This is a genomic window from Caballeronia jiangsuensis, from assembly GCF_046030135.1.
Taxonomy (GTDB): Bacteria; Pseudomonadota; Gammaproteobacteria; order Burkholderiales; family Burkholderiaceae; genus Caballeronia; species Caballeronia jiangsuensis.
On sequence record NZ_JAQQDB010000003.1, the window covers coordinates 87,079 to 109,079 of the forward strand.

Annotated in this window: 28 protein-coding genes; 15 read left to right on the plus strand and 13 right to left on the minus strand. The window is 63.7% G+C overall.

The window, feature by feature from the left end; genetic code table 11:
- Complete coding sequence (gene aptA, locus PQR08_RS04185; RefSeq protein ID WP_238217155.1) at positions 1–1,329, minus strand: omega-aminotransferase AptA; 1,329 nt, start codon at positions 1,327–1,329, stop codon at positions 1–3.
- Positions 1,330–1,484: 155 nt separating this feature from the next.
- Between aptA and PQR08_RS04190 the strand changes: the two genes are divergently transcribed.
- The gene (locus PQR08_RS04190) at positions 1,485–2,900 is read left to right on the plus strand and encodes an aminotransferase-like domain-containing protein (RefSeq protein WP_238217152.1); all 1,416 of its coding nucleotides are present in this window, start codon (positions 1,485–1,487) and stop codon (positions 2,898–2,900) included.
- 46 nt (positions 2,901–2,946) lie between these two features.
- Here PQR08_RS04190 and PQR08_RS04195 read toward each other — a convergent pair whose 3' ends face one another.
- The 9 genes from PQR08_RS04195 to PQR08_RS04235 form a co-directional block, all read right to left on the minus strand.
- Positions 2,947–3,207, minus strand: a complete 261-nt coding sequence (locus PQR08_RS04195) for a hypothetical protein (protein WP_238217151.1) — start codon at positions 3,205–3,207, stop codon at positions 2,947–2,949.
- Between the two features lie 167 nt (positions 3,208–3,374).
- Positions 3,375–3,662 carry a hypothetical protein gene (locus tag PQR08_RS04200; RefSeq protein WP_238217149.1) on the minus strand — a complete coding sequence of 96 codons (288 nt, stop codon included), beginning with the start codon at positions 3,660–3,662 and terminating at the stop codon, positions 3,375–3,377.
- Between the two features lie 132 nt (positions 3,663–3,794).
- A complete protein-coding gene (locus PQR08_RS04205) occupies positions 3,795–4,433 on the minus strand; it encodes an H-NS histone family protein (RefSeq protein ID WP_250484489.1) in 639 nt (212 codons plus the stop codon).
- Positions 4,434–4,508: 75 nt separating this feature from the next.
- Complete coding sequence (locus PQR08_RS04210; RefSeq protein WP_250484490.1) at positions 4,509–5,297, minus strand: class I SAM-dependent methyltransferase; 789 nt, start codon at positions 5,295–5,297, stop codon at positions 4,509–4,511.
- Between the two features lie 5 nt (positions 5,298–5,302).
- A complete protein-coding gene (locus PQR08_RS04215) occupies positions 5,303–6,082 on the minus strand; it encodes an ABC transporter substrate-binding protein (protein WP_035501518.1) in 780 nt (259 codons plus the stop codon).
- 148 nt (positions 6,083–6,230) lie between these two features.
- Entirely contained in the window at positions 6,231–6,635 is a 405-nt protein-coding gene (locus PQR08_RS04220; protein ID WP_238217144.1) for an Hsp20/alpha crystallin family protein, read from the minus strand.
- Positions 6,636–6,648: 13 nt separating this feature from the next.
- Positions 6,649–7,083: an Hsp20/alpha crystallin family protein gene (locus tag PQR08_RS04225; RefSeq protein ID WP_238217142.1), complete on the minus strand. Its 435-nt coding sequence runs from the start codon at positions 7,081–7,083 to the stop codon at positions 6,649–6,651.
- Between the two features lie 204 nt (positions 7,084–7,287).
- A complete protein-coding gene (locus PQR08_RS04230; protein ID WP_250484491.1) occupies positions 7,288–7,665 on the minus strand; it encodes a DUF934 domain-containing protein in 378 nt (125 codons plus the stop codon).
- A complete protein-coding gene (locus tag PQR08_RS04235) occupies positions 7,662–9,419 on the minus strand; it encodes a nitrite/sulfite reductase (RefSeq protein WP_250484492.1) in 1,758 nt (585 codons plus the stop codon). Before PQR08_RS04235 ends, PQR08_RS04230 begins: the two co-directional genes overlap by 4 nt.
- Positions 9,420–9,632: 213 nt before the next feature.
- Between PQR08_RS04235 and PQR08_RS04240 the strand changes: the two genes are divergently transcribed.
- Positions 9,633–9,821, plus strand: coding sequence for a DUF2970 domain-containing protein (locus PQR08_RS04240; RefSeq protein ID WP_061116125.1), 189 nt, complete (start codon positions 9,633–9,635; stop codon positions 9,819–9,821).
- A 70-nt stretch (positions 9,822–9,891) separates the two neighbouring features.
- On the plus strand, positions 9,892–10,875 hold the full coding sequence (locus PQR08_RS04245; RefSeq protein ID WP_250484493.1) for a 2-dehydropantoate 2-reductase: 984 nt from the start codon (positions 9,892–9,894) through the stop codon (positions 10,873–10,875).
- Between the two features lie 7 nt (positions 10,876–10,882).
- Here PQR08_RS04245 and PQR08_RS04250 read toward each other — a convergent pair whose 3' ends face one another.
- Entirely contained in the window at positions 10,883–12,088 is a 1,206-nt protein-coding gene (locus PQR08_RS04250) for an NAD(P)/FAD-dependent oxidoreductase (protein WP_250484494.1), read from the minus strand.
- Between the two features lie 289 nt (positions 12,089–12,377).
- Between PQR08_RS04250 and PQR08_RS04255 the strand changes: the two genes are divergently transcribed.
- Positions 12,378–12,758: a nucleotide pyrophosphohydrolase gene (locus tag PQR08_RS04255; RefSeq protein WP_238217131.1), complete on the plus strand. Its 381-nt coding sequence runs from the start codon at positions 12,378–12,380 to the stop codon at positions 12,756–12,758.
- 82 nt (positions 12,759–12,840) lie between these two features.
- A complete protein-coding gene (locus tag PQR08_RS04260) occupies positions 12,841–14,022 on the plus strand; it encodes an acyl-CoA dehydrogenase family protein (protein ID WP_250484495.1) in 1,182 nt (393 codons plus the stop codon).
- A gap of 11 nt (positions 14,023–14,033) precedes the next feature.
- Here PQR08_RS04260 and PQR08_RS04265 read toward each other — a convergent pair whose 3' ends face one another.
- Positions 14,034–14,285 carry a DUF4148 domain-containing protein gene (locus tag PQR08_RS04265; RefSeq protein ID WP_187606511.1) on the minus strand — a complete coding sequence of 84 codons (252 nt, stop codon included), beginning with the start codon at positions 14,283–14,285 and terminating at the stop codon, positions 14,034–14,036.
- A 238-nt stretch (positions 14,286–14,523) separates the two neighbouring features.
- On the opposite strand from PQR08_RS04265, the gene PQR08_RS04270 reads away from it, so the two are divergent.
- From PQR08_RS04270 to PQR08_RS04290, 5 genes are all read left to right on the plus strand, one after another.
- On the plus strand, positions 14,524–15,555 hold the full coding sequence (locus tag PQR08_RS04270; protein WP_250484496.1) for a M14 family zinc carboxypeptidase: 1,032 nt from the start codon (positions 14,524–14,526) through the stop codon (positions 15,553–15,555).
- Positions 15,552–16,346, plus strand: coding sequence for an alpha/beta fold hydrolase (locus PQR08_RS04275; protein WP_250484497.1), 795 nt, complete (start codon positions 15,552–15,554; stop codon positions 16,344–16,346). The genes PQR08_RS04270 and PQR08_RS04275 overlap by 4 nt, the downstream gene beginning before the upstream one ends.
- 19 nt (positions 16,347–16,365) lie before the next feature.
- Positions 16,366–16,872 carry a cupin domain-containing protein gene (locus tag PQR08_RS04280; protein WP_250484498.1) on the plus strand — a complete coding sequence of 169 codons (507 nt, stop codon included), beginning with the start codon at positions 16,366–16,368 and terminating at the stop codon, positions 16,870–16,872.
- Positions 16,873–17,162: 290 nt separating this feature from the next.
- Entirely contained in the window at positions 17,163–17,402 is a 240-nt protein-coding gene (locus PQR08_RS04285) for a hypothetical protein (protein ID WP_035501540.1), read from the plus strand.
- A gap of 199 nt (positions 17,403–17,601) precedes the next feature.
- The gene (locus tag PQR08_RS04290; RefSeq protein WP_408161079.1) at positions 17,602–18,432 is read left to right on the plus strand and encodes a GNAT family N-acetyltransferase; all 831 of its coding nucleotides are present in this window, start codon (positions 17,602–17,604) and stop codon (positions 18,430–18,432) included.
- A 17-nt stretch (positions 18,433–18,449) separates the two neighbouring features.
- Here PQR08_RS04290 and PQR08_RS04295 read toward each other — a convergent pair whose 3' ends face one another.
- Positions 18,450–18,644, minus strand: coding sequence for a DUF1059 domain-containing protein (locus PQR08_RS04295; RefSeq protein ID WP_035501542.1), 195 nt, complete (start codon positions 18,642–18,644; stop codon positions 18,450–18,452).
- Positions 18,645–18,767: 123 nt separating this feature from the next.
- Between PQR08_RS04295 and nthA the strand changes: the two genes are divergently transcribed.
- Genes nthA through PQR08_RS04320 form a run of 5 tightly spaced genes read left to right on the plus strand, consistent with a single transcriptional unit; the run spans position 18,768 to position 21,992 of the window.
- Complete coding sequence (nthA, locus tag PQR08_RS04300; RefSeq protein WP_250484500.1) at positions 18,768–19,415, plus strand: nitrile hydratase subunit alpha; 648 nt, start codon at positions 18,768–18,770, stop codon at positions 19,413–19,415.
- On the plus strand, positions 19,412–20,086 hold the full coding sequence (nthB, locus tag PQR08_RS04305) for a nitrile hydratase subunit beta (protein WP_250484501.1): 675 nt from the start codon (positions 19,412–19,414) through the stop codon (positions 20,084–20,086). Before nthA ends, nthB begins: the two co-directional genes overlap by 4 nt.
- 1 nt (position 20,087) lies before the next feature.
- Complete coding sequence (locus PQR08_RS04310) at positions 20,088–20,885, plus strand: nitrile hydratase accessory protein (protein ID WP_250484502.1); 798 nt, start codon at positions 20,088–20,090, stop codon at positions 20,883–20,885.
- Between the two features lie 22 nt (positions 20,886–20,907).
- On the plus strand, positions 20,908–21,294 hold the full coding sequence (locus tag PQR08_RS04315; RefSeq protein ID WP_238217114.1) for a tautomerase family protein: 387 nt from the start codon (positions 20,908–20,910) through the stop codon (positions 21,292–21,294).
- Complete coding sequence (locus PQR08_RS04320; protein WP_250484503.1) at positions 21,291–21,992, plus strand: 4'-phosphopantetheinyl transferase family protein; 702 nt, start codon at positions 21,291–21,293, stop codon at positions 21,990–21,992. Before PQR08_RS04315 ends, PQR08_RS04320 begins: the two co-directional genes overlap by 4 nt.
- Positions 21,993–22,001: the final 9 nt, after the last annotated feature.

Here is a 22,001-nt window from a genome sequence, read left to right on the forward strand (position 1 = left end):
TTACTTCACGCTTTCCAGCGCCTTTCTCACCGTGCCGAAGATCTGATCGATCTGATCGTCTTCGATGATGAGCGGCGGCGAGAACGCGAGGATATCGCCGGTATAGCGCACGAGCACGCCCGCTTCGAAGCACTTGACGAATACTTCATACGCACGCGCGCCCGGCGCGCCTTCGCGCGATTCGAGCTCGATGCCCGCGACGAGTCCCAGGTTGCGGATGTCCTTCACGAACGGCGCATCGCGCAGCGCGTGGGCGGCGCTTTCGAACTTCTCGGCCTTCGACGCCGCGCGCTCGAACAGCTTGTCGCGCTGATACAGATCGAGGGTCGCGATGGCCGCGGCGGTCGCGACCGGGTGCGCCGAATACGTATAGCCGTGGAACAGCTCGATGGCATTGGCGGCGCCCGCGTTGACGACCGTGTCGTGCACATTGCGATGCGCGGCGACGGCGCCCAGCGGAATGGTCGCGTTGTTGATCGCTTTCGCCATCGTGATGAGGTCGGGCGTCACGCCGAAGTACTCGCTCGCCGTCGCCTTGCCCAGACGCCCGAAGCCGGTGATGACTTCATCGAAAATCAGGAGAATGCCGTACTTCGTGCAGATGTCGCGCAGCTTTTGCAGATAGCCTTGCGGCGGCACGAGCACGCCCGTGGAGCCGGCGAGCGGCTCGACGATCACGGCGGCGATCGTCGACGGATCGTGCAGCGTGACGATGCGTTCCAGATCGTCCGCGAGATGATCGCCCCATGCGGGCTGGCCCTTCGTGAACGCGTTGCGCGCGAGATCGTGCGTATGCGGCAGATGATCGACCGACGGCAACAGCGCGCCCGAGAACGTCTTGCGATTCGGTGCGATGCCGCCGACCGAAATGCCGCCGAAACCGACGCCGTGATAGCCGCGCTCGCGGCCGATCAGCCGCGTGCGCTGGCCTTCGCCGCGTGCGCGGTGATAGGCGAGCGCGATCTTCAGCGCCGTATCGACCGACTCCGAGCCCGAGTTCGTGAAGAAGATGCGGTCGAGTCCTTCGGGCATCAGGTTGGCGACCTTGGTCGCGGCTTCGAAGGCGAGCGGATGGCCCATCTGGAAGGTCGGCGCGAAGTCGAGCGTCGAAAGCGCCTTCTGCACCGCGTCCACGATCTCGTCCCGGCAATGGCCCGCGTTCACGCACCAGAGACCGGCGGTGCCGTCGAGCACTTCGCGGCCGTCGGTCGAGCGGTAGTACATGCCCTTCGCGCTTTCGAGCAGGCGCGGCGCGGCCTTGAACTGGCGATTGGCGGTGAACGGCATCCAGAACGACGAAAGGTCGTCGATGACGGGGCGAGCATTCATGGCGGGTCTCCTCCTTGGAAAGAACGGTCTGTGCACTGTATTCCTCGGCAAAATTGCACGGCATAGACAGTTCGATCACTGCGCTGCCAACTGTGCTGGCAAAATGCTGCAAACTGTATTGGCCGATCCGCGATGACCGCGCTATCCTCGAATCCATGATCGAACTCAAGCTGGAGCGCGGCACGCGTCAGGCGCCGACGCTCGTCGAACAACTGGTGCGCGCGTTTTCTTCGGCGATCGAGGAGCAGACGCTGCGCGCGGGCGCGCTCCTGCCATCGGTGCGGCGTCTCGCCGAGGCGGAAAGTCTCAGCACATTCACGGTGACGGAAGCCTATGGCAGGCTGGTTTCGATGGGACTCGTCACCGCGCGGCGCGGCTCGGGCTATCGCGTGGCCGCGCGCGGGCGCAGCGAACGCGTGCGGGCGGTCGAATGGCAACCGCCGAGCCTCACCGCGACGTGGCTTCTGTCCGACGTATTCGCCGATCATTCCGTGCCGATCAAATCCGGCTGCGGCTGGCTGCCGAACGAATGGGTCAACGAGAGCGGCCTTCAGCATGCGTTGCGCGCGGTGAGTCGCGTGCCTTCGGCGCGCATCGCGGATTACGGGCATCCGTATGGCTTCGCGCCGCTGCGCGAGCGGATCGCGGAGCAACTGGACCGTCATGGTCTGCCGGTCGATGCCGCGTCGAACGTGCTGTTGACCGCGGGCGCGACGCAGGCGCTCGATCTCATCGTGCGCACGTTGCTGCGTCCGGGCGATGCGGTCGTCGTCGAAGATCCGGGCTACTGCAATCTGCTGCAGATTCTGCGGCTCTCCGGGCTTCATGTGCATGGCGTGCCGCGCACCGCCGCGGGCATCGATACGGACGTGTTCGAGCGAATCGTCATCGAGCATGGGCCGAAAGCGGTCTTTCTCAACACGACCCTGCAGAATCCGACGGGCGCGACCTTCGGCATGGCGTCGGCGTTTCGTCTGATGCAGATCGCGGAGCGTCACGGCCTGTGGGTGGTCGAGGACGATGTGAACCGCGAGCTCGCGCCGCCCGGCGCGCCCTTGCTCGCGGCGATGGAAGGGTTGAGCCGCGTGCTATACGTCGGCGGCTTTGCGAAGACGATTACGCCGGCGCTGCGTTGCGGTTATGTCGTCGCTGAACGCGAAGTATTGCGCGAACTGGCGCGCACGAAGATGGCGGTGGGACTGACGTCATCGGAGGCGACGGAGCGCATCGTCGAGAAAGTGCTGACGGAAGGGCGCTACGCGCGGCATGTGGAATTCGTCGTGGAGAAGCTGAAAGACGCGCATGCGCTTGTGGAGGATCGCATGGATGCACTGGGCGTCGAGTTGTTTCGTCGTCCGCGTGCGGGTCTATTTTTGTGGGGTGCGTTGCCGATCGATCCCGCAGAAGGCAGCGCCGTCGCGACGCGCGCGTTGCAGCACGGCATCTGGCTCGCGCCCGGCTCTTACTTCCGTCCCGACGATGCAGAAAGCGCTTGCTTCAGATTCAACGTCCCTTATTCCGTGGACGATGCACTCTGGACGTTTCTGGAAAAAACGATCAAAGGCTTTTAAAAGCGGACACGACGAATCGAATCGTCGTGTCCGCTTTAATCAAAGCTTATTGCGCCACTTGCGAAGAAGCGGATGCGGAAACCTGTCCGCGCTGAACCTGCGCGGTGCGTTCCGTAGTGCCGAAATCACCGCGGCCTTGCGCGGCTTCTTCCGCCGCGAAGGTTTGCGCGCTGACGCCATGCTGCGAAGCAGGCGCACCGACATCGGGACGATAATGCGGCGCCGGCCCATAACCGCTTGCAAATGCCGAACCGGCGAAAAGAGAACTCAATGCAATAGCAAAGCCCACTACGAGTCGCTTGTTCACGAGATTGCTCCGACAAAAAATATGAGGAGATGCAGTTATCTGGCAGTGACAACCGCAATCGGAGAAGCGAATCGTTCGCTACGAAACGCACCCGACATGCGAACGCAGTGTAGAAGGACTTGACCGTTTTTTAATCGCACGAAAAGCCAATTGAGTTTTCGCCGATCTCAAACAATGGGATACGCGACGGCTTCGCGATGCATTTGCCTGACTCGCGACGCAGCGAGCTGCGCCCGCAAGTGTTCGCAGACATCTTTTCGACGCACGGCATTGAGCGGATCGCACAGACGAATCGTGAGTGTCGATGTCTCAGCGTGCATCACGGGCGGGTCGTCCGCGTCGGATTCGGGCGCTTCCCACAAGACGACGGTGAAGGTGCCGTCGGAGACTTGTACGACGTGAAAGCGCGCAATATCGATCTTCGTCAGTTCGTGCGGTTCGATCGAATGATGCATGGCGTCCTCGACATTCTCTGCATGGGTATCTACGTTCACGCAAGCATCATGCCGAAGCCAAAGATCCTTGCGGGCGCGCGGCAATGGCCGCGCACCCATGTCGATTTTTTCCGTGCTTCCCTGGAAAAAAGGCTAATTCGATGCCGATGCGTCGCCGGTGGTCGTCGATGCCGGAGCGCCTGCATTGCTTTGCTCAGGCACGGTCGCGGCGGTTGGCGCCTCTTTCGCGGTGCGTTTGCGCGGCGCGCTGCGTTTCGCGGCAGGCTTGGCCGCAGTTGCTTTCTTCGCCGCAGTCTTTTTAACCGCAGTCTTTTTAGCCGCGGTCTTCTTGGCCGCAGCTTTCTTGGCCACGACTTTCTTGGCCACGACTTTCTTGGCGGCCGCCTTCGGCTTGACCGCTGTTTCCGCGCTGTCCGCATCGATCAGAAACTTGCTGCGATCCTTCACGTTCGCGATCCACGCAGGCGGGCGCGCCCAGCCGCTCCAGGTTTCGCCCGTCTTCGGATTGCGGTACTTCGCCGGCAGCTTGCCTTTTTTAGCGAGTTTCGTCATCGCTTTATGACGACCCGCCGGCGCGGGCAGCGCGACCTTCGGCTTCGCAGCGCGTTTGATCTTCTTTCCGTGCTTGTCGATATCCGCGGTCGTGAGGCCGTGCCTTTCCATCATCGCGCGAATATCGTCGAGAACGGCTTGCGCGCGCTTCGCGATCAGTTGCTCGGCCTGCGCCTGCAGTTTCTTCAGCTTCGCCTGCATCTGCTTGAGTGTCGCCATCGCTGTCTCCTCTTTTGTCTTGTCTATTGTCGGCTCGTGCGCGCTGCCCGACTGCGTGCCAACGCGCGCTGATTGCTACTGCCTGATCGCGACGAACGCCGCGGTTTCATAAGGCACAGTGACTTCACGCTTGCCGCTCAGCTCGGGTTCGCGCTCGATGAGCTTGCGCACCTCATCATCGATCTCGACGCGCGCCGCTTCCGGCAATGACGCGATGAAACTCGTCGAGCGCACGCGATGCACGATCACATCTTCGGGCGAACCCGTATGGCCGAGCGAAAAAAGCGTTTCGACGAGCGGACCGAAGCCTTCATGCGGAAATGCGTGACGCCACGCGCCAGTGTAATAGCGCGGCGCGTCGCCTTCATATTTATTGACGATGGCGTCGAGCTTCGCAACCCACGGCACGCGCGCATCGCGCAGATTCCACACGAGGCCGAGGCGGCCGCCCGGCTTCAACACGCGATGAATCTCGTCGAGCGCGGCGTGGCTCGCGAACCAGTGAAACGACTGCGCGCACACGACGGCATCGACCGAAGCATCTTCGAGCGGTATCGATTGCGCGGTGCCCGCGAGCGCCTCGACATCGGGTAGCGTGGCCGCGAGCCTTGCACGCATCGAATCGACCGGCTCGACCGCGATCACGCGCGCGCCCGTCTGCACGAGACGCGGCGTGAACTTGCCCGTGCCCGCGCCGAGATCGACGACGCTCGCGCCGGGTTTCAGCCCGAGCGTCCCGGTGAGCCAGCCCGCGAGTTCCGGCGGATAGTCGGGCCGCCCGCGCACGTAGCTATCCGCGTTGGCCGTATAGCCTTGCACGGCTGCGCGATGCACACCGGGTTGATCGTTCGCGGGCTGGGTCATCGTGGTTACTCGCCGTAGATATCAAAGTCGAAGTACTTCTGCTCGATGCGCTTGTAGGTGCCGTCCTTGATCATCGCGGCGATGGCGCCGTCGAGCTTTTCCTTCAGGTCGGTGTCTTCCTTGCGCAAGCCGATTGCAGTGCCGGGCCCGAAGATCGCGCTGTCTTCCAGCGCGCCGCCTGCGAAGCCGTAGGGCTTGCCGCGCGGCGTATCGAGAAAGCCGCGTTCCGCCTGCACGGCATTTTGCAGCGATGCGTCGAGACGTCCGGCGAGCAAGTCCTGATACACCTGATCCTGATCCGCGTAAGAGACGACTTTCACGCCCTTCGCGCCCCAGTGCGCCTTCGCGTAGGTTTCCTGCATCGAGCCTTGCTCGACGCCGACCGTCTTGCCCGCGAGCGAATCGGCGGTCGGCTGGATGCTCGAATCGCGCTTGGCGACGAGGCGCGTGGGTACATGGAAGAGCTTGCTGGAGAACGCGATCTGCTTGACGCGCGCGGGTGTCATCGACATCGTGGAGAGCACGCCGTCGAACTTGCGCGACTTGAGGCCGGGAATCATGCCGTCGAATGCATTCTCGACCCACACGCATTTCGCATTGAGACGCCGGCAGAGTTCATTGCCGACATCGATGTCGAAGCCGACCAGCGTGCCGTCGGGTGCTTTCGATTCGAAAGGCGGATAACTTGCATCGACACCGAAGCGGATAGTCGACCATTCCTTTGCGTGCACGCCGATCGATACGGTCAGCATCGAACCCAACAACACCGTCAACAGCCTCTTCACGATAGTCCCTTCTTTGCATGAGTTTATGAGTGTAGGCGACGCGAGCCGCCGCCGACGATTATAGAGGCGTGCATGCAGCGCAAAAAGAAAACGGCCGCGAAAAGATCGCGGCCGTTCGAATCAAAACTTAGGGCGTTGTTTTCGGCGCTCAGCCCGCGCGCACTTCGACGCGGCGCGGACGCGCTTCCTCGCGACGCGGAATCGTGAGCCTGAGCACGCCGTTGGTGAGATTCGCGTCGATCTTCGCGGTGTCGAAGTCGTCGCTCACCGTGAAGGCGCGCGCGAAACGCGGTGCGCGCAATTCGGCATGATGCACACGCACCGCACCTTGCACGGGAAGTTCCGCTTCGGCTTCGATGGTGAGGCGGGCATCGTGCACCTTCACGTCGAGCTTCTCGCGCGACACGCCGGGCAGATCGGCCCACAGCGTGATGCCGTGGCTATCCTCGACGATATCGACCGCAGGCGTAACCGTTGCACGGCGCACAGTGTCTTCGTTCTTGCGTGCTACTTCGTTCGTGCCTTGCGGAGCGACTTGCGTATTCTCGGTCATGATGTTTTCCCTCTTACTGAATGGTGATCGCGCGCGGCTTCGATGCTTCGCGCTTGCCGATGGTGATGGACAGCGTGCCGTTCTCATAGCGCGCTTCGACCTTGTCGGCGTCCGCGTTCTGCGGCAACTCGATCACGCGGCGGAAGCTGCCGGCAAAGCGTTCTTTCGCATAGGTGCGGGCGCCTTCCACGGTTGCTTGTGCGCGGCGCTCGCCGCTGATGGTGAGCGTGCCCTTGTCGACGGTCACATCGAGCGATGCGGGTTCGACACCCGGCGCGAACGCGACGATATGAATCGCATCATCGGTGCTGCCGATATTCAGGCGAGGGAAAGCATCCGCGCGGCTCGAACGAATGCTGGAAGGTAGATTGCCGAAGAGCGAGGACACCTGCCGTTGCACGCGGTCCAGCTCCGAGAAAACGTCGCCGCCAAAATAAAAGTCACTCATGGTCCAGTCTCCGATAGTGCGGCCCGACGAGGCCGGCAGCAGGAAGTTGAAACGACAGCGCGCTGTGTCGCTGCCCTTGCATCCAAAGTAGGTGCGAAGGCTATCGTTTCAATACCGGAGCGCTATGTTTCCAGTGCTTTTTATTTTCGCGTGGCGGCTCTTGAAAGGCGTCGAAGCGCGCTTATATCCGTTCGAATGCGCGCTTCAGAGCGACGCCAGATCGCCCTGATAGTAGCCCGCGAAACGCGCGAACTGTCGTTCGGCATCCGCGATATCCACGCCTTCCCTGAGGACCGCGCTCGAAAATCCCGTTCGTTCCATTTGTACGAGTTGATCGATCAACACGTCGCCCGTTGCACGCAAGTCTCCTTCGAAGCCCAGACGTTTGCGCAGCAGATAAGCCTGGCTATAGGCACGGCCATCGGTGAAATGCGGAAAGTGCAGATCGATGCGATCGATATCCTTCAATCGATCTTTCAGCGATTGAGGATCGTCGTCGTTAGAGAGGATCGCGACGCGATCGCGTGTATCCGCGTCGTGATCTTCGAGCGCGAGAATGCGCATACGTCGCGTGCCGTTCATGCCGTCACCTCATCGTTCGTGCGGGCTGCGTGCGCGGCTGCCTTGAAGGGTTCCGAGCCCACGCGGCGCACGGTATCGATGAAGCGCTCATTGCGCTCGCGCGTATCGCGATAGGTCGAAAGAATCGCCTCGATCACATCCGGCACTTCAGCCGCGCTGAACGACGGTCCGATCACCTTGCCGGGTTGCGCCGCGCCGCTCGCCGCGCTGCCGTCCGATCCGCCGAGCGTGATCTGATACCACTCGCGTCCATCCTTGTCGACGCCCAGCACGCCGATATGCCCGCTGTGATGATGCCCGCACGAATTGATGCAGCCGCTGATATGCAGATCGACTTCACCGATGTCGTCGAGTTCGTCGAGATCCTGATAGCGCTCCGTGATGGCCTGCGCGATCGGCAGCGAACGGGCATTCGCGAGCGCGCAGAAGTCGCCGCCGGGACACGCGATCATGTCGGTGAGAAGCTGCACGTTCGCACTCGCGAAGCCTGCTTCGCGCGCGGCTTGCCATAACGCGAAGAGCTCGCTTGCGCGCACCCACGGCAGCACGACATTCTGCGTATGCGTCACGCGCGCTTCGCCCGCCGAGAAGCGATCGGCGAGATTCGCGACGATGTCGAGCTGGTCCGCGCTCGCATCGCCCGGCGATTGCAGCAGACGCTTGAACGAGAGCGTCACGATGCGCAGCGCGGGGTCTTTATGCCGCGCCACGTTGCGTTGCAGCCAGCGCGCGAAGAGCGGATGACCGTGCGGGTCGATGTCGTCGACGGCCGCAGGCGGGACATTCAGCGCAGGCGGCACGAAGGACGCGCTCACACGGTCGAGTTCCGCTTGCGAGATGAGATGCGGCGCGCCGTCATGCTCGACGATCTGCCGGAACTCTTCGTCGACGTCATCGATATAGCGCTGGCCTTCCGCCTTCATCAGGATCTTGATGCGCGCCTTGTACTTGTTGTCGCGGCGGCCGTAACGGTTGTACACGCGCACGATCGCCTCGATGTAGTTCATGATGTGCCGCCACGGCAGAAACTCGCGCATCGGCGTGGCGATCACCGGCGTGCGCCCCATGCCGCCGCCCGCGCTCACGCGAAAGCCGAGCTCTCCGCTTTCGTTACGCACGAGTTGCAGGCCGACGTCATGCCACGCGGTCGCCGCGCGATCCTCGCTTGCGCCCGTGATCGCAATCTTGAACTTGCGCGGCAGGAACGCGAACTCGGGATGCAGCGTCGTCCATTGCCGCATGATCTCGGCGAAAGGACGCGGATCGGCTACTTCGTCGGGCGCGACACCCGCGCGTTCATCGCAGGAAATATTGCGGATGCAATTACCGCTCGTCTGGATACCGTGCATGTTCACGGTGGCGAGCAGGTCCATCACGTCCGCGGATTTGTCGAGCGGGATCCAGTTGAATTGAACATTGGTGCGTGTCGTGAAGTGCGCGCAATGCGTCGGCAGGCGTTCGGTGCCGAGCTTGCCCTGCGCTTCGCTCGCGACGCGATAGACCTCGGGATCGGGATCGTCGTATTCGCGGGCGATGCGCGCGAGCACCCGCAATTGCGCGCTCGACAGTTCGCCGTAGGGCACGGCCACACGCAGCATCGGCGCATGGCGCTGCACATACCATCCGTTTTGCAGGCGCAGCGGGCGGAACGCATCTTCGCTCAGGCGGCCGTCCTGCCAGCGCTCGAGCTGATCGCGGAACTGCGCGGCGCGGCTCTTTACGAAGGACTTGTCGAACTCGGTGTATTGGTACATGGATGCGGCGCATTGGCAAAGAGAGGGCCAACGATAGAGCGCGCCGCGGCATTCCGAAAGCAGCAGTTGCGATCGATTCGACGGTAGCAGCCGATATCGCGCGTCATTCTGCTACCGCCGAATACAGCGCAACTGCTTCTGTTTTTAACATGGCGCGGCGCGCAACATCGATGCATGAAAGATCGATTCGGACCCATGCAAAAGGAGCCGCTCATGGAACTCTTGAAGATGATGCGCATCGTGTTTTGGAGCTTTTTCGGCGTGCGCAAGCGCGCGTCGCACAACGCCGATTTCGCGCATGTGAAGCTGCCGCTGTTGCCGGTCATCGCCGTGATGCTCGCGGGCGCGTTCGGATTGACGCTGCTCACGGTCGCGAAGCTCGCCACCGGTATCGCGCACTGATCGTGCGGCACGCGGGGCGTCCCGCTCTTACAATGGCGATCGGATGATTGCCACGAGCGAGGATCGGACCATGAAAGTTTGCGTATATGGCGCGGGCGCCATCGGCGGATGGATCGGCGTGAAGCTCGCGCAGGCGGGCTGCGATGTCAGCGTGGTTGCACGCGGCGCGACGCTCGAAGCGTTGAAGAAGGAAGGGCTGCGGCTCGTCGAGACCGACGCGGCGCATACCGTGAAGGTCGCGACCAGCGCCGAGCCCGCGGATCTCGGCGCCCAGGATCTCGTCATCGTCGCGGTGAAGGCGCCCGCGATGGAATCCGTAGCCGCGCATATCGCGCCGCTGCTTTCGAGCGACACCACCGTGCTCACCGCGATGAACGGCGTGCCCTGGTGGTTCTGCGACGGCCTTGGCGAGCCTTTCACGGGCAAGCGCCTGTCGTCGGTCGATCCGCACGGCGCGATCGCGGCCGCGATACCGGGCGCGCAGACGGTCGGCTGCGTCGTGCATGCGAGCTGCTTCGTCGAAGCACCGGGCGTCATCCGGCATCGACAGGGCAAAGGTCTGATTCTCGGGGAAGCGACAGGCGCGCCGACCGCACGCACCGAATCGCTCGTATCGCTCTTTTCGAAGGCCGGCTTCGACGCCACGCTCTCCCCGCAGATTCAGCGCGATGTCTGGTTCAAGCTGTGGGGCAACATGACGATGAACCCCATCAGCGCGATCACTGGCGCAACCACGGACCGCATCCTGAGCGACGATCTCGTGCGCGGCTTCGTGACGAGCGTCATGCTCGAAGCGAAGGAAATCGGCGCGCGCTTCGGCATTCCCATCGAACAGGCGCCAGAAGACCGTCACGCCGTCACGCTCAAGCTCGGCGCGATGAAAACGTCGATGTTGCAGGACGTGGAGGCGGGCAAGGCGGTCGAGCTTGATGCGCTCGTCGCGTCGGTGCGTGAGCTAGGCGCGATGACTGGCGTGCCGACGCCTTTCACCGATGCCCTGCTCGGGCTCGCACGCCTGCACGCGCGCACGCTGGGGCTCTATCCGGCGGCGTGAGCCAGCCTTACGCTACAACAATTCGCAGCGGGTCCGCGGCCGCGAACGCCTCGGCCCGTTCCGCGCTCGGCGGATAAATCCACTCGGTGTTGATGCGCGTTTTCAGTTGCTTCGCCTGCGCGCCCGACATCTTCACCTCACGCTCCCAGCCTTCCGTATAGACCGCGCCCCACGGGCCCAGATCGAGACACGTCACGTATTTCGGCTGGCTGTACGGAATCGGCGCATCGCCCAGCAACTCCGCCGCGACGTTGTGGCCCGCCGAGCGGCCGAGGTTCATCGCGTGCTGACAGGACATCATCGCGTGATTGCCTTCGTCGTCGGTGGCGGCGTAGGCGACATCGCCCGTGGCGTAGACCGTATCGACACCCAGCACGCGCAGATTGCGATCCACATGCAGGCGGCCGAGCGCATCGCGTTCAGCGGGGATCTGCGCGGTCAGCGCGCTCGCGCGCACGCCGGCGGTCCAGATCACGGTACTCGCTTCGATGCGCTCGCCGTCCGACGTGCTGAGGCCGTTCGCATCGACCGACGTCACCGCCGCGCCGAGCCGCCACTGCACGCCGAGCGATTCGAGCGCCTCGACGATGACGGGACGCGGACCCGCGCCGAGGTCTGGACCGATTTCCTTGTTGCGTTCGACGATGATGACCCGCACCTTCGCATCCGCGCCGAGCGCAGCGCGCAGGCGCGCCGGCATTTCCGCCGCCGTTTCGATGCCCGTGAAGCCGCCGCCGGCGACGACCACCGTATTGCGCGCGGGCGTATCGGGCTGCGTCGCGAGAGCCTTGATATGCGCTTCGAGCGTGGCGGCCTCATCGACCTGATCGACGCTGAACGCGTGCTGCGCGAGCCCCGGAATCTGCGGGCGGAACAGGCGGCTGCCGGTCGCCAGAACGAGACGGTCGTAGTTCAACGACGACGGCGTGCCGTCCACGCCGAGCACGTCGACTTCATTGCGCTCGACGTGAATGCGTTCCACCGTACCCTGAATGAACCTGACGCCTGTGGACGCGAAGATGTCCAGCAGCGGCGCCTTCATGCCCGCGGCATTCTCTTCATACAGACGCGGACGCACGTGCAGATGCGGCTCCGGCGCGATCAGCACGACTTCGATATCCGTCCGGCCGTGCTGATCGATGAGACGCGCGGCGGACAGGGCGCTCCACATGCCGGCGAAGCCGGCTCCGACTACCAGAATGCGCTTGGACATTTCGATGCTCCTTGGAATTCGATATTGGGGTCGCTCGACGGACGGTTTTCGTCGTCATCGATTAACTACGATTCTATGAGTCGTAGTTAATCGACGCAAGAAGATTGTCCTGCCCGTGTCAAATTGTCTCGAATTCGCGGATTCGAACCCGATGTATGCGAGTTTCCGACATCGCCGCATGGATCTGGGATATGTCGAGGCGTAGTTTGGAAGCAAAGAGCGGCAAAAGGCGAGGGCGTTCCGCGGTCGCGCTAAGCTAAGGCACGCAATGAAACGTCAGAGGAAGACCATGGAGCAGCAGAATCAGCAGGAAGGCGCGAGCGAGCTCGTCCAGATGCGCGACATGCTGCGCGAGTTCGTTCGCGAGCGGGACTGGAGCCGCTTTCATTCGCCGAAGAATCTTGCGGCGGCGCTGTCCGTCGAGGCGAGCGAGTTGCTCGAACCGTTCACATGGCTCGCCACCGGCGAAAAGGCCGAACTCGACGAAGCGAAACTGCGCGCGATCCGTCACGAAATGGCCGACGTGCTCGCGTATCTCGTGATGCTCGCGGATTCGCTCGACGTCGATCTGCATCTCGCGCTGATCGAAAAAATGGCGCTGAACCGGTCGAAGTATCCGGCGCACAAGGTGAAGGGCGACGCGCGCAAATACACCGAATACGACGAGTGAGCATGTACGGGCAAAGCCTCTGGCGCGCAGTGCGCCCGCGCGGTTAAGCTTCAAGTCAGCCCGTTCCCTTAGAGGATTGCCGATGGACTTTTCCCTCTCGCCCGAACTCACCGATCTGCAGGCGCGCGTGCGCGCTTTCATCGCCGAAGAAATCATTCCCTTCGAGCGCGATCCGCGTTGCACGCCGCACGGCCCGAACGAGGCGCTGCGCGCCGAACTGGTCGCGAAAGGGCGCAAGGCGGGGCTGTTGTCGAGTCACGTATCGCCCGAATTCGGTGGCCTCGGCCTGAATCACGTCGCGAAGGCCATCCTGTTCGAAGAAGCGGGCTATTCGCCGCTCGGTCCGGTCGCGCTGAATATCGCCGCGCCCGACGAAGGGAACATGCACCTGCTCGAAGCCATCGCCACGCCGCAGCAAAAGGAGCGCTGGCTGCGTCCGCTCGCGGCGGGCGACATCCGCTCGTGTTTCTGCATGACCGAGCCGTCGCCGGGCGCGGGCGCCGATCCCTCGATGTTGCAGACCATCGCGGCGCAGGACGGCGACGAATACGTGATCGACGGACGCAAATGGTTCATCACCGGCGCGGAGGGCGCGGCGGTCGCGATCATCATGGCGAAATTCGCCGACGGTCCCGCGACGATGTTTCTCGCCGACATGTCGAGCCCGGGCATCGTCATCGAGCGTGCGATGGATTCGCTCGACACGTGTTTTCCTGGCGGCCACGGCGTCGTGCGCTTCGAGGGATTGCGCGTGCCCAAAGAGAACGTATTGGGCGAGCCGGGCGAAGGCTTTCGATATGCGCAGGTGCGGCTCTCGCCCGCGCGTCTCACGCACTGCATGCGCTGGCTCGGCGCTGCGCGCCGTGCGCACGATGTCGCGACGGCATATGCGCGAGAACGTCAGGCGTTCGGCCGCGCGCTGGGCGAGCACGAAGGCGTCGGCTTCATGCTCGCGGACAACGAAATGGATTTGCACGTGACGCGCCTCGCCATCTGGCACTGCGCGTGGGTGCTCGATCAGGGCGTGCTCGGCAAGCACGAGTCGAGCATCGCGAAGGTGGTGTCATCGGAGGCGCTGTGGCGCGTCGTCGACCGCGCGGTGCAGGTGCTCGGCGGTCAGGGCGTTACGCATGAAACCGTCGTCGCGCGGATCTTCGCGGACATGCGCGCCTTCCGGATCTACGACGGTCCGTCGGAAGTGCATCGCTGGAGCATCGCGCGGCGCATTCTGCGCGGGCAAAAGCCGCGCGTCGAATCAGCCTGACGAATGCCGTCTCACTGCACCGAGGTTTCGCCGCGAGCCTGGCGTTGCGCGATGATGCGGCTCGCGCGCATTGCGTTCTCGGGATAGTTCAGCCAGTCATTCGGATCGTAGCCGACCGAGCGCCAGAGCAGAAATTCCTGCCGGACCTGCGCGCGGGTTTTCGGTGCGTTCGGATCACTGGTTTGCGCCTGCGGTTGCGCGAGCGCGGAGGCCGCGCAGCACAATGCCAACGCGCCGACGATGAAACGGGGAATGGATGACATGACGAAACCCTCACACCGCATGACACGGCGATTTCATTCTAGGTGACAGAACGAAAACGTGCAGAACCCGTTTTGGTAGCGCACCGTACATTGATTGCGTTTTGCGTGCGCGCGGCGTGATATTCGATATGTCGTGTACCGGTGAAGCGCCCTATACTCGATTTTTTCGGGCGGGGAGTGCCGCGCAACACCGAGCCATAGCCTGAGCCAACGAATACACGACAAAAAGGCCGCCGTCATGAGCACCTCGAGCGTCGCCGTCACCAGCAGTTTTCCGGAGATGGACGAACTGAAGGCGATCCGCATCGCGGGTGGCGGGCGCTTCGCGTGGCGCACGATGGGCGAAGTGCGCGCACGCCATCAATCGTTTCCGATCCTGACCGCATCGATCGGTTCGGACGATCCGCAAGCGCCCGCGATCGGCTTTTTCGGCGGCGTGCATGGGCTCGAATGCATCGGCACGCAGCTCGTGCTCGAATACATGCGCGCGCTGTTGCGCCGCCTCGAATGGGACGACACGCTGCATCATCAATTGCGCGCGATCCGTCTCATCTTCATGCCGATCGTCAATCCCGGCGGCATGTTCGCGCGCACCCGCGCAAATCCGAATGGCGTCGATCTGATGCGCAACGCGCCGCAAAGCGCCGAGGGACGCGTGCCGTTTCTGGCGGGCGGCCAGCGCATCGGGCCGTGGCTGCCGTGGTATCGCGGGCCGGTGGATGGCCGCATGGAAGTGGAAAGCGCAGCGCTGCTTTCGGTCGTCGAGGAGCAACTGATGTCGCGGCCGCTCAGCTTCGCGCTCGATTGTCATTCGGGATTCGGCTGGGACGACAGCATCTGGTTTCCGTACGCGCGCACCGAGCGTCAAATGGCGCATCTGCCGGAAATGTTTCTGCTGAAGACGATGTTCGAGGAATCGTATCCGCATCACGGCTACGCATTCGAGCCGCAGAGCCATCAATACCTGTTGCACGGCGATCTGTGGGACTTCGCGTACGACCGCTCGCGCGCGCCCAACATCTTCCTGCCGATGACGCTCGAACTCGGTTCATGGCGCTGGATCCGCAAGAATCCGATGCAGATGTTCTCGCGTCTCGGCATCTTCAATCCGATCAAGGCGCACCGCACGCGACGCGTGTTGCGGCGTCATCCGAACTTCTTCGATTTCCTTACGCGCGCCGCGTTTTCGTCGCGGCGCTGGCTGCCGAGCGGCGACTTCCGCGAGGACGTGTTGCGGCGCGCGCGCGAGCACTGGCAGCGCACGTCATGAGCGACTGGGTGCTCCTGCGCGGTCTCACACGCGAAGCGCGTCACTGGGGCGCGTTCGATGCGGCGCTCGTCGCGCATGGGCTCGTCGAAGAAGGTGAGCGCGTCGTGTGCATCGATTTGCCGGGCAATGGCGTCGAACACGCGCACGCGGCGCCGCATTCCGTCGTCGCGATGATGGACTTCGTGCGCGAGCGCGCCGTGTCGCTGAAGCTGCGCTTTCCATGTCGCGTGCTCGCGATGTCGCTCGGCGCGATGGTCGCGGCCGCGTGGGCCGAACGTCACGCGGGCGAGATCCAGCGGCTCGTGCTGATCAACACCAGCATGCGTCCGTTCGCGCGCCTGCCCGAACGTCTGCGTCCCACGGCATGGCCGATGCTCGCCCGCATCGCAATGACATGGACACAACCCGAACAATGCGAGGAGATGATATTCGACCTCACATGCAACCGCGCGGACTCGCGCGATGCGGACATCGCGCACTGGGCGCAGCTTCGGCGCACGCATGGCGCGAGCGCGGCGAACGCGCTGCGGCAGCTCGCGGCGGCGGCACGCTTTCACGCGGCCCGCGATGCGCCGCGTTGTCCGGTGCTGCTGCTGTCGTCGGCGGCTGACCGGCTCGTCGATCCGGTATGCTCGGCGCGCATCGCGAAGCAATGGCGCGCGCCGCACAGGGTGCATCCGTGGGCCGGCCACGATCTGCCGCACGACGATGCCGAGTGGACGTGCAACGCGATCGCCGCGTGGCAAGGCGAGCACGAAAGCACGCGTGACATTCGCGCGACAAGCGCATGACTTCGATACTCAAGACACCATGAAAACGCCCATCGTCAATCTCGATACGCTCGATCCTCAACCGCTGCCGCCCGAATTCGCGCCGACGGGCGCAGCCGCAGAACGTTACGCGCCGCGCATTGCGCGTATCGGCGGCATGGTCGGCGCGAAGAAGCTCGGCTACAGCCTCATCGTGCTCGAGCCGGGCAAGCGCGCGTTTCCGTTTCATCATCATCGCGTGAACGAGGAGATGTTCTTCGTCATCGAAGGCGAGGGCGAAGTGCGGCTCGGCAGCCAAACGCATCCGATTCGCGCGGGCGATGTCATAGCCTGCCCGCCGGGCAATGCCGAAACAGCGCATCAGATCGTCAATACGAGCACGCAGACGCTGCGCTATCTCGCGATCAGCACGATGCAGTCGCCCGAAGTGGTCGAGTATCCGGATACGGGCCGCCAGGCCGTGCTGGTCGTCGATGAACCCGGCGTGAAAGGCCTGCGCGCCGTCTTTCGCGCAAGCGATTCGCTCGGCTACTGGGACGGCGAGTGAATCCTGCGCAGGCATGGCCTTTCGAACGCTTACTGCATGCAACGATCGCGACCTTCGTGCTTATTCTTGTTAATTCTTGTAAAGCGTGTGCGGTTATGGCCACGCATAGGGAAACCTCGTGTTGCAACGCAGCATCGCATTGCGTATGCTGTTCCTGGCGGGTGGCATGAGCCTCTCGCTTCACGCATCGAGAAGCATCGACACGAACAATCAAACGCCGGTACGCACAGAGCGTTTCATCGGGCAGGGCCGGTAAGCATTACGGGCGTCCGCTTGAAGGAGCCGCACATATGGAACAGACCACATCGTCGAAACCGACTCTGCATATCTTCCATCAGGAAGGCGGGTGGCATTGGGGCATCACCGTCGAGCGAGCGGCGGGAGGCGGAATGAAGGTCGTCGCGTATAGCGACGAAGGCTTCGATTCCGAAGAAGCAGCGCGCGAGGACGGCGAGCACGTCCTGCGCTCGGAAGACTGGCGCTCGCGCCAGAGTTTCAGCCGCGGCGAGCGGCGCCAGGGGTACTCCTGACCGGGGCGAACACGTTCGCCTCGTTATCCTTCCGCGGTTCCGCCACTCCCCGTTGTACCCATCCCTCGCTGCATCTTTCCCCTGCATCAGAAACGCGCGACACTGAACGCACCTGCATTTCGACAAGGCGTTTCACATGCCGTCCGTTCCCTGTCCATCTGACGCCGCACCCGACGATCCCCGCTTCGCCATTCGCAGCATGACGCCGCGCGATGTCGATGTCGCGCTCGACTGGGCCGCGACCGAAGGATGGAATCCGGGCCTCGACGACGCCCGCTCGTTCTTCGCCGCCGACTCGCATGGCTTCTTAGTGGGCACGTGGGACGGCGCGCCGGTCGGCTGCATTTCCGCGGTTGCCTATGGCGATGCATTCGGCTTCATCGGCCTGTATATCGTGTGCCCGGAATGGCGCGGCAAGGGCTTCGGCATGCGCCTGTGGAACGAAGGCATGCGCTATCTCGGCGCGCGCAACATCGGGCTCGACGGCGTGCTCGCGCAGCAGCCCAACTATCGGAAATCGGGCTTCGTGCTCGCGTATCGCAACGTGCGCTATGAAGGCGTCGCGTCGGCGGATGATGATTCTGTCGATGACGTGACGATCGTCGATGCGTCAGCCGTTGCCTTCGATCGCCTGCTCGGCTACGACACGCGCATGTTCGCCTGCGAGCGCGCCGCGTTCCTGCGCGCGTGGCTGTCGCAGCCGCAAGAGCACGCGCGCGCACTTGCCGCGCTCGATGGCGACGCGGTGCGCGGCCTCGCCGTGATCCGGCGTTGCGGCACGGGTCACAAGATCGGTCCGCTCTTCGCCGACGATCTCGCGACCGCGCGTGCGCTGTATCGCGCGCTCGTGTCCGTGCTGCCGGGCGAGACCGTGTTTCTCGACGTGCCCGAAAGCAATCCCGCCGCGCTCGCGCTCGCCGTCGAGCACGACATGAAGAGCGTCTTCGAAACGGCGCGCATGTACACGCAGGCGGCCCCGGACGTGCCGCTTGCGAACGTGTTCGGCGTGACGACTTTCGAGCTCGGCTGAAGACCGGCAAACCGCGATCACGCAGGCGGCGCGCCCTCGTGGAAGAAGGTCTTCAGCTGTGAGCGCAACTCGGGCGAATCGGTATGCTGATGCACCGCGACCGCATGCTGCACGGCGGCTTCCATCAGTTCGTCCTCGGTGTCGGCAGAAAGCGCGACGCTGCACTTCACGTCGCTCGGGCATTCGCGGCAATCGATGTACTTGCGTGTCATGGCATCCTCCTCGCATGAGACGCTGATCAAAGTATAGGCGGCGTGCAGGCGGCCGTGCCGACGTTTGCACGCGCGCGCGCACTCCGGTAACGTGTGACGTCTGTGCCATTCGCGAGTCCGCACATGAGCCACGATCATCCTCATCATCACGATCACGAACACGAAGGCAGCGCGCTGCCCGAGATGGATTTGCGCGTGCGCGCGCTCGAATCGCTGCTGGTCGAGAAGGGCTATATCGATCCGCAGGCGCTCGATGTCTTCGTCGAGACTTACGAACACAAGGTCGGGCCGCGCAACGGCGCGCGCGTGGTCGCGAAGGCGTGGCGCGATCCGGCGTTTCGCGCGTGGCTGCTGGACGACGCCAGCGCCGCCATCGCGTCGCTCGGCTACACCGGGCGGCAAGGCGAGCACATGGTCGCGCTCGAGAACACGGAGGACGTACATAACATGGTGGTCTGCACGCTGTGCTCGTGCTATCCGTGGTCCGTGCTCGGGCTGCCGCCCGTGTGGTACAAGTCCGCGCCGTATCGCTCGCGCGCGGTGATCGATCCGCGCGGCGTGCTGAAGGACTTCGGCGTCGCATTGCCTGAACACGTCGAGTTGCGCGTGTGGGATTCGACCGCGGAAGTGCGCTATCTCGTCGTGCCGATGCGTCCCGCCGGTACGGATCATCTCGACGAAGACGCGCTGGCGGACCTCGTCACGCGCGATTCGATGATCGGCACGGGCCTCGCGCTCGCGCCATCGCAGGCAGCGGGAGCATCGGCGTGAACGCGGCGCACGACATGGGCGGCATGCAGGCGTTCGGGCCTGTCGAAATCGATGCCTGCGACATGCCGGGCGCATCGCCGTTTCATGCGGAGTGGGAGCGGCGGGTTCTGGCCGTCACGCTCGCGATGGGCGCAACGGGCCAATGGAACATCGACACGTCGCGTGCCGCGCGCGAAAGCCTGCCGCCCGCGCAGTATCTCGGCAGCAGCTACTACGAAATCTGGTTCGAGGGTTTGAAGAAGCTCTTGATGGCGAAAGGACTCGCGAGCGCGGACGAAATCGCGAGCGGCCGCTCGCAAACCGCCGCGAAGCCGAACGTGCGCGTGCTGAAGGCGGCGGACGTGAGCGCGGCGCTGTTGCGCGGCGCGCCGGTCGAACGTCCGGCGACATCGGCGGCGCGCTTCGCTGTCGGCGATGAAGTTCGCACGAAGCTGATGAATCCGCCGACGCATACGCGTCTGCCGCGCTATTGCCGGGGCAAGCCCGGGCGCATCGTCGCGGTGCGCGGCACGCATGTGTTCCCCGATGAAAACGCGCTCGGCAACGGCGAACATCCGCACTGGCTCTATACCGTGCGTTTCGATGCGCAAGCGTTGTGGGGAGCGGACACGACCGCGTCGTCCGTGTGCGTCGATTGCTGGGAACCTTATCTCGATGCCGCGCGCGCGTGACATGACCTCGAACGAATCGAAGCTGCATGAGTTGCGCGCCGTCTTGCCCGAACTGCCTTTCGACGAGGCCGGACCCGCGTTTCGCGCGCCGTGGGAAGCGCAGGCTTTCGCGATGACGCTCGCGCTGTACGAGCGCGGCGTGTTCACGTGGAAGGAGTGGGCGCACGCGTTGAGCGTCGCGATCAGGGACGCGCAGAAGGCGGGCGATCCCGACCACGGCGATACTTACTACACGCACTGGCTGAGCGCGCTCGAACGCCTGACGGCCGAAAAGGGCTGCGTGAGCGAGGAGACGCTCGCGCGCCGGCGCGTCGAATGGGACGAGGCCGCGCGCGCCACGCCGCACGGCCAGCCGATCGTTTTGAAGCGCACGCAAGGACTGCCGCCCGCGACGCTCGCTGCGTACCACGCGGCGATTTATCGAATCGATGCGCAGCCGGGCATCGTTATGAAAATAGGCGTCGCGAATGCCGAAGCGGCGTCGTTGCTTGCGCAACACGATGTCGCGAGCGCCGTGTTCGTCACCGCGTTCAATCCGTTCGGTCAGGAGCTCGCGCCCGAGGAGAACGCGACGCGTCAGCGCAAGCTGATCGAGCGCGTCGGGCAAATGGGCTTGCGCGCGCTGCCGGGCGAAGGCATCGATCCGAAGAACATCTGGCTGGCCGAAGCGAGCCTTCTCGTGCTCGGCGCGACGCACGCCACCGCCGATGCGCTGATGACCGGCTTCGGGCAGAACGCGGTCGTGCATATCGATCGCGCGGGCTTGCCGCGACTGCTGCTGCATCCGGACTATCGCTGAAACCATTCACGAGGAGAGACTCATGCCGCTCGTTCGCATCGATCTGCAGAAAGGCAAGGACAGCGCATATCGCACGGCCATCGGCGACGTGGTGTACGACGCGATGCGCACGACGCTCGACGTGCCCGAGAACGATCGCTTTCAGATCGTCGCGGAGCATGGCGCGTCGGATTTCATCGTCGATCGCACGTATCTCGGCATCAGCCGCACCGACGATTGCGTCGTGATCCAGGTCACGCTCAACGAAGGCCGCGACGTCGTGAAGAAAAGCGCGTTCTACAAGGCCGTCGCCGATGGCCTGCACGAACGCCTGAAACTGCGGCGCGAGGACGTGTTCATCAGTCTCGTCGAAGTGAAGAAGGAGAACTGGTCTTTCGGCAATGGCGAGGCACAGTACGCACCCAAATGACGGCGACGACGATTCCCTTCGACATTCAACCGATGCCCCTTCCCGCCGATGCGCCCATAGACGTGCGCGTGTGGCAGGTTCAAATCGACTTTTCCGCGCCGCTCGACAGCGCCGCCTACGCCGTGATGAACGCGAGCGAGCGCGCCCGCGCCGCGCGCTTCCTGCGTCACGCGGATGCCGCGCGTTTTGCCACGCTGCGTTGCGCGCTGCGGCATGTGCTCGCCGCCGATACGGATCGAGACGCCGCGAGTCTCATCCTCGACGCCGACGACCGCGGCAGGCCGTTCCTCGCGCATCCGGACGCGCCGGATTTCAACGTGTCGCATTCGGGCGCGTTCGGTCTGATCGCGGTATCGCGGGAAAGGCGTGTGGGCGTCGATATCGAAGAAGCCCGCGCGACGTTCAAATGGCGCGAACTGGCGCCCGCCGTGCTGGCCGACATGGATCGTCGCGAGATCGAAGGACTTTCCGACGAGCCCGCGCAGAACGCCAGGTTCTTCGACTGCTGGACCGCGAAAGAGGCGGTGCTGAAGGCGCACGGCGTCGGCATCGGCGGCGCGGCGATCACGATGACGAGCTTTTCAGTGCTGCCGCGCAAAGGCGATCGTTATGCGCTCACGCGCGAAGCGGGCGCGTTCGTTGCCGTTTCGCTGGAAGCGCCTTGCGGATACGCAGCCGCGCTCTCCTGGTCATATTGATGCAGCGCA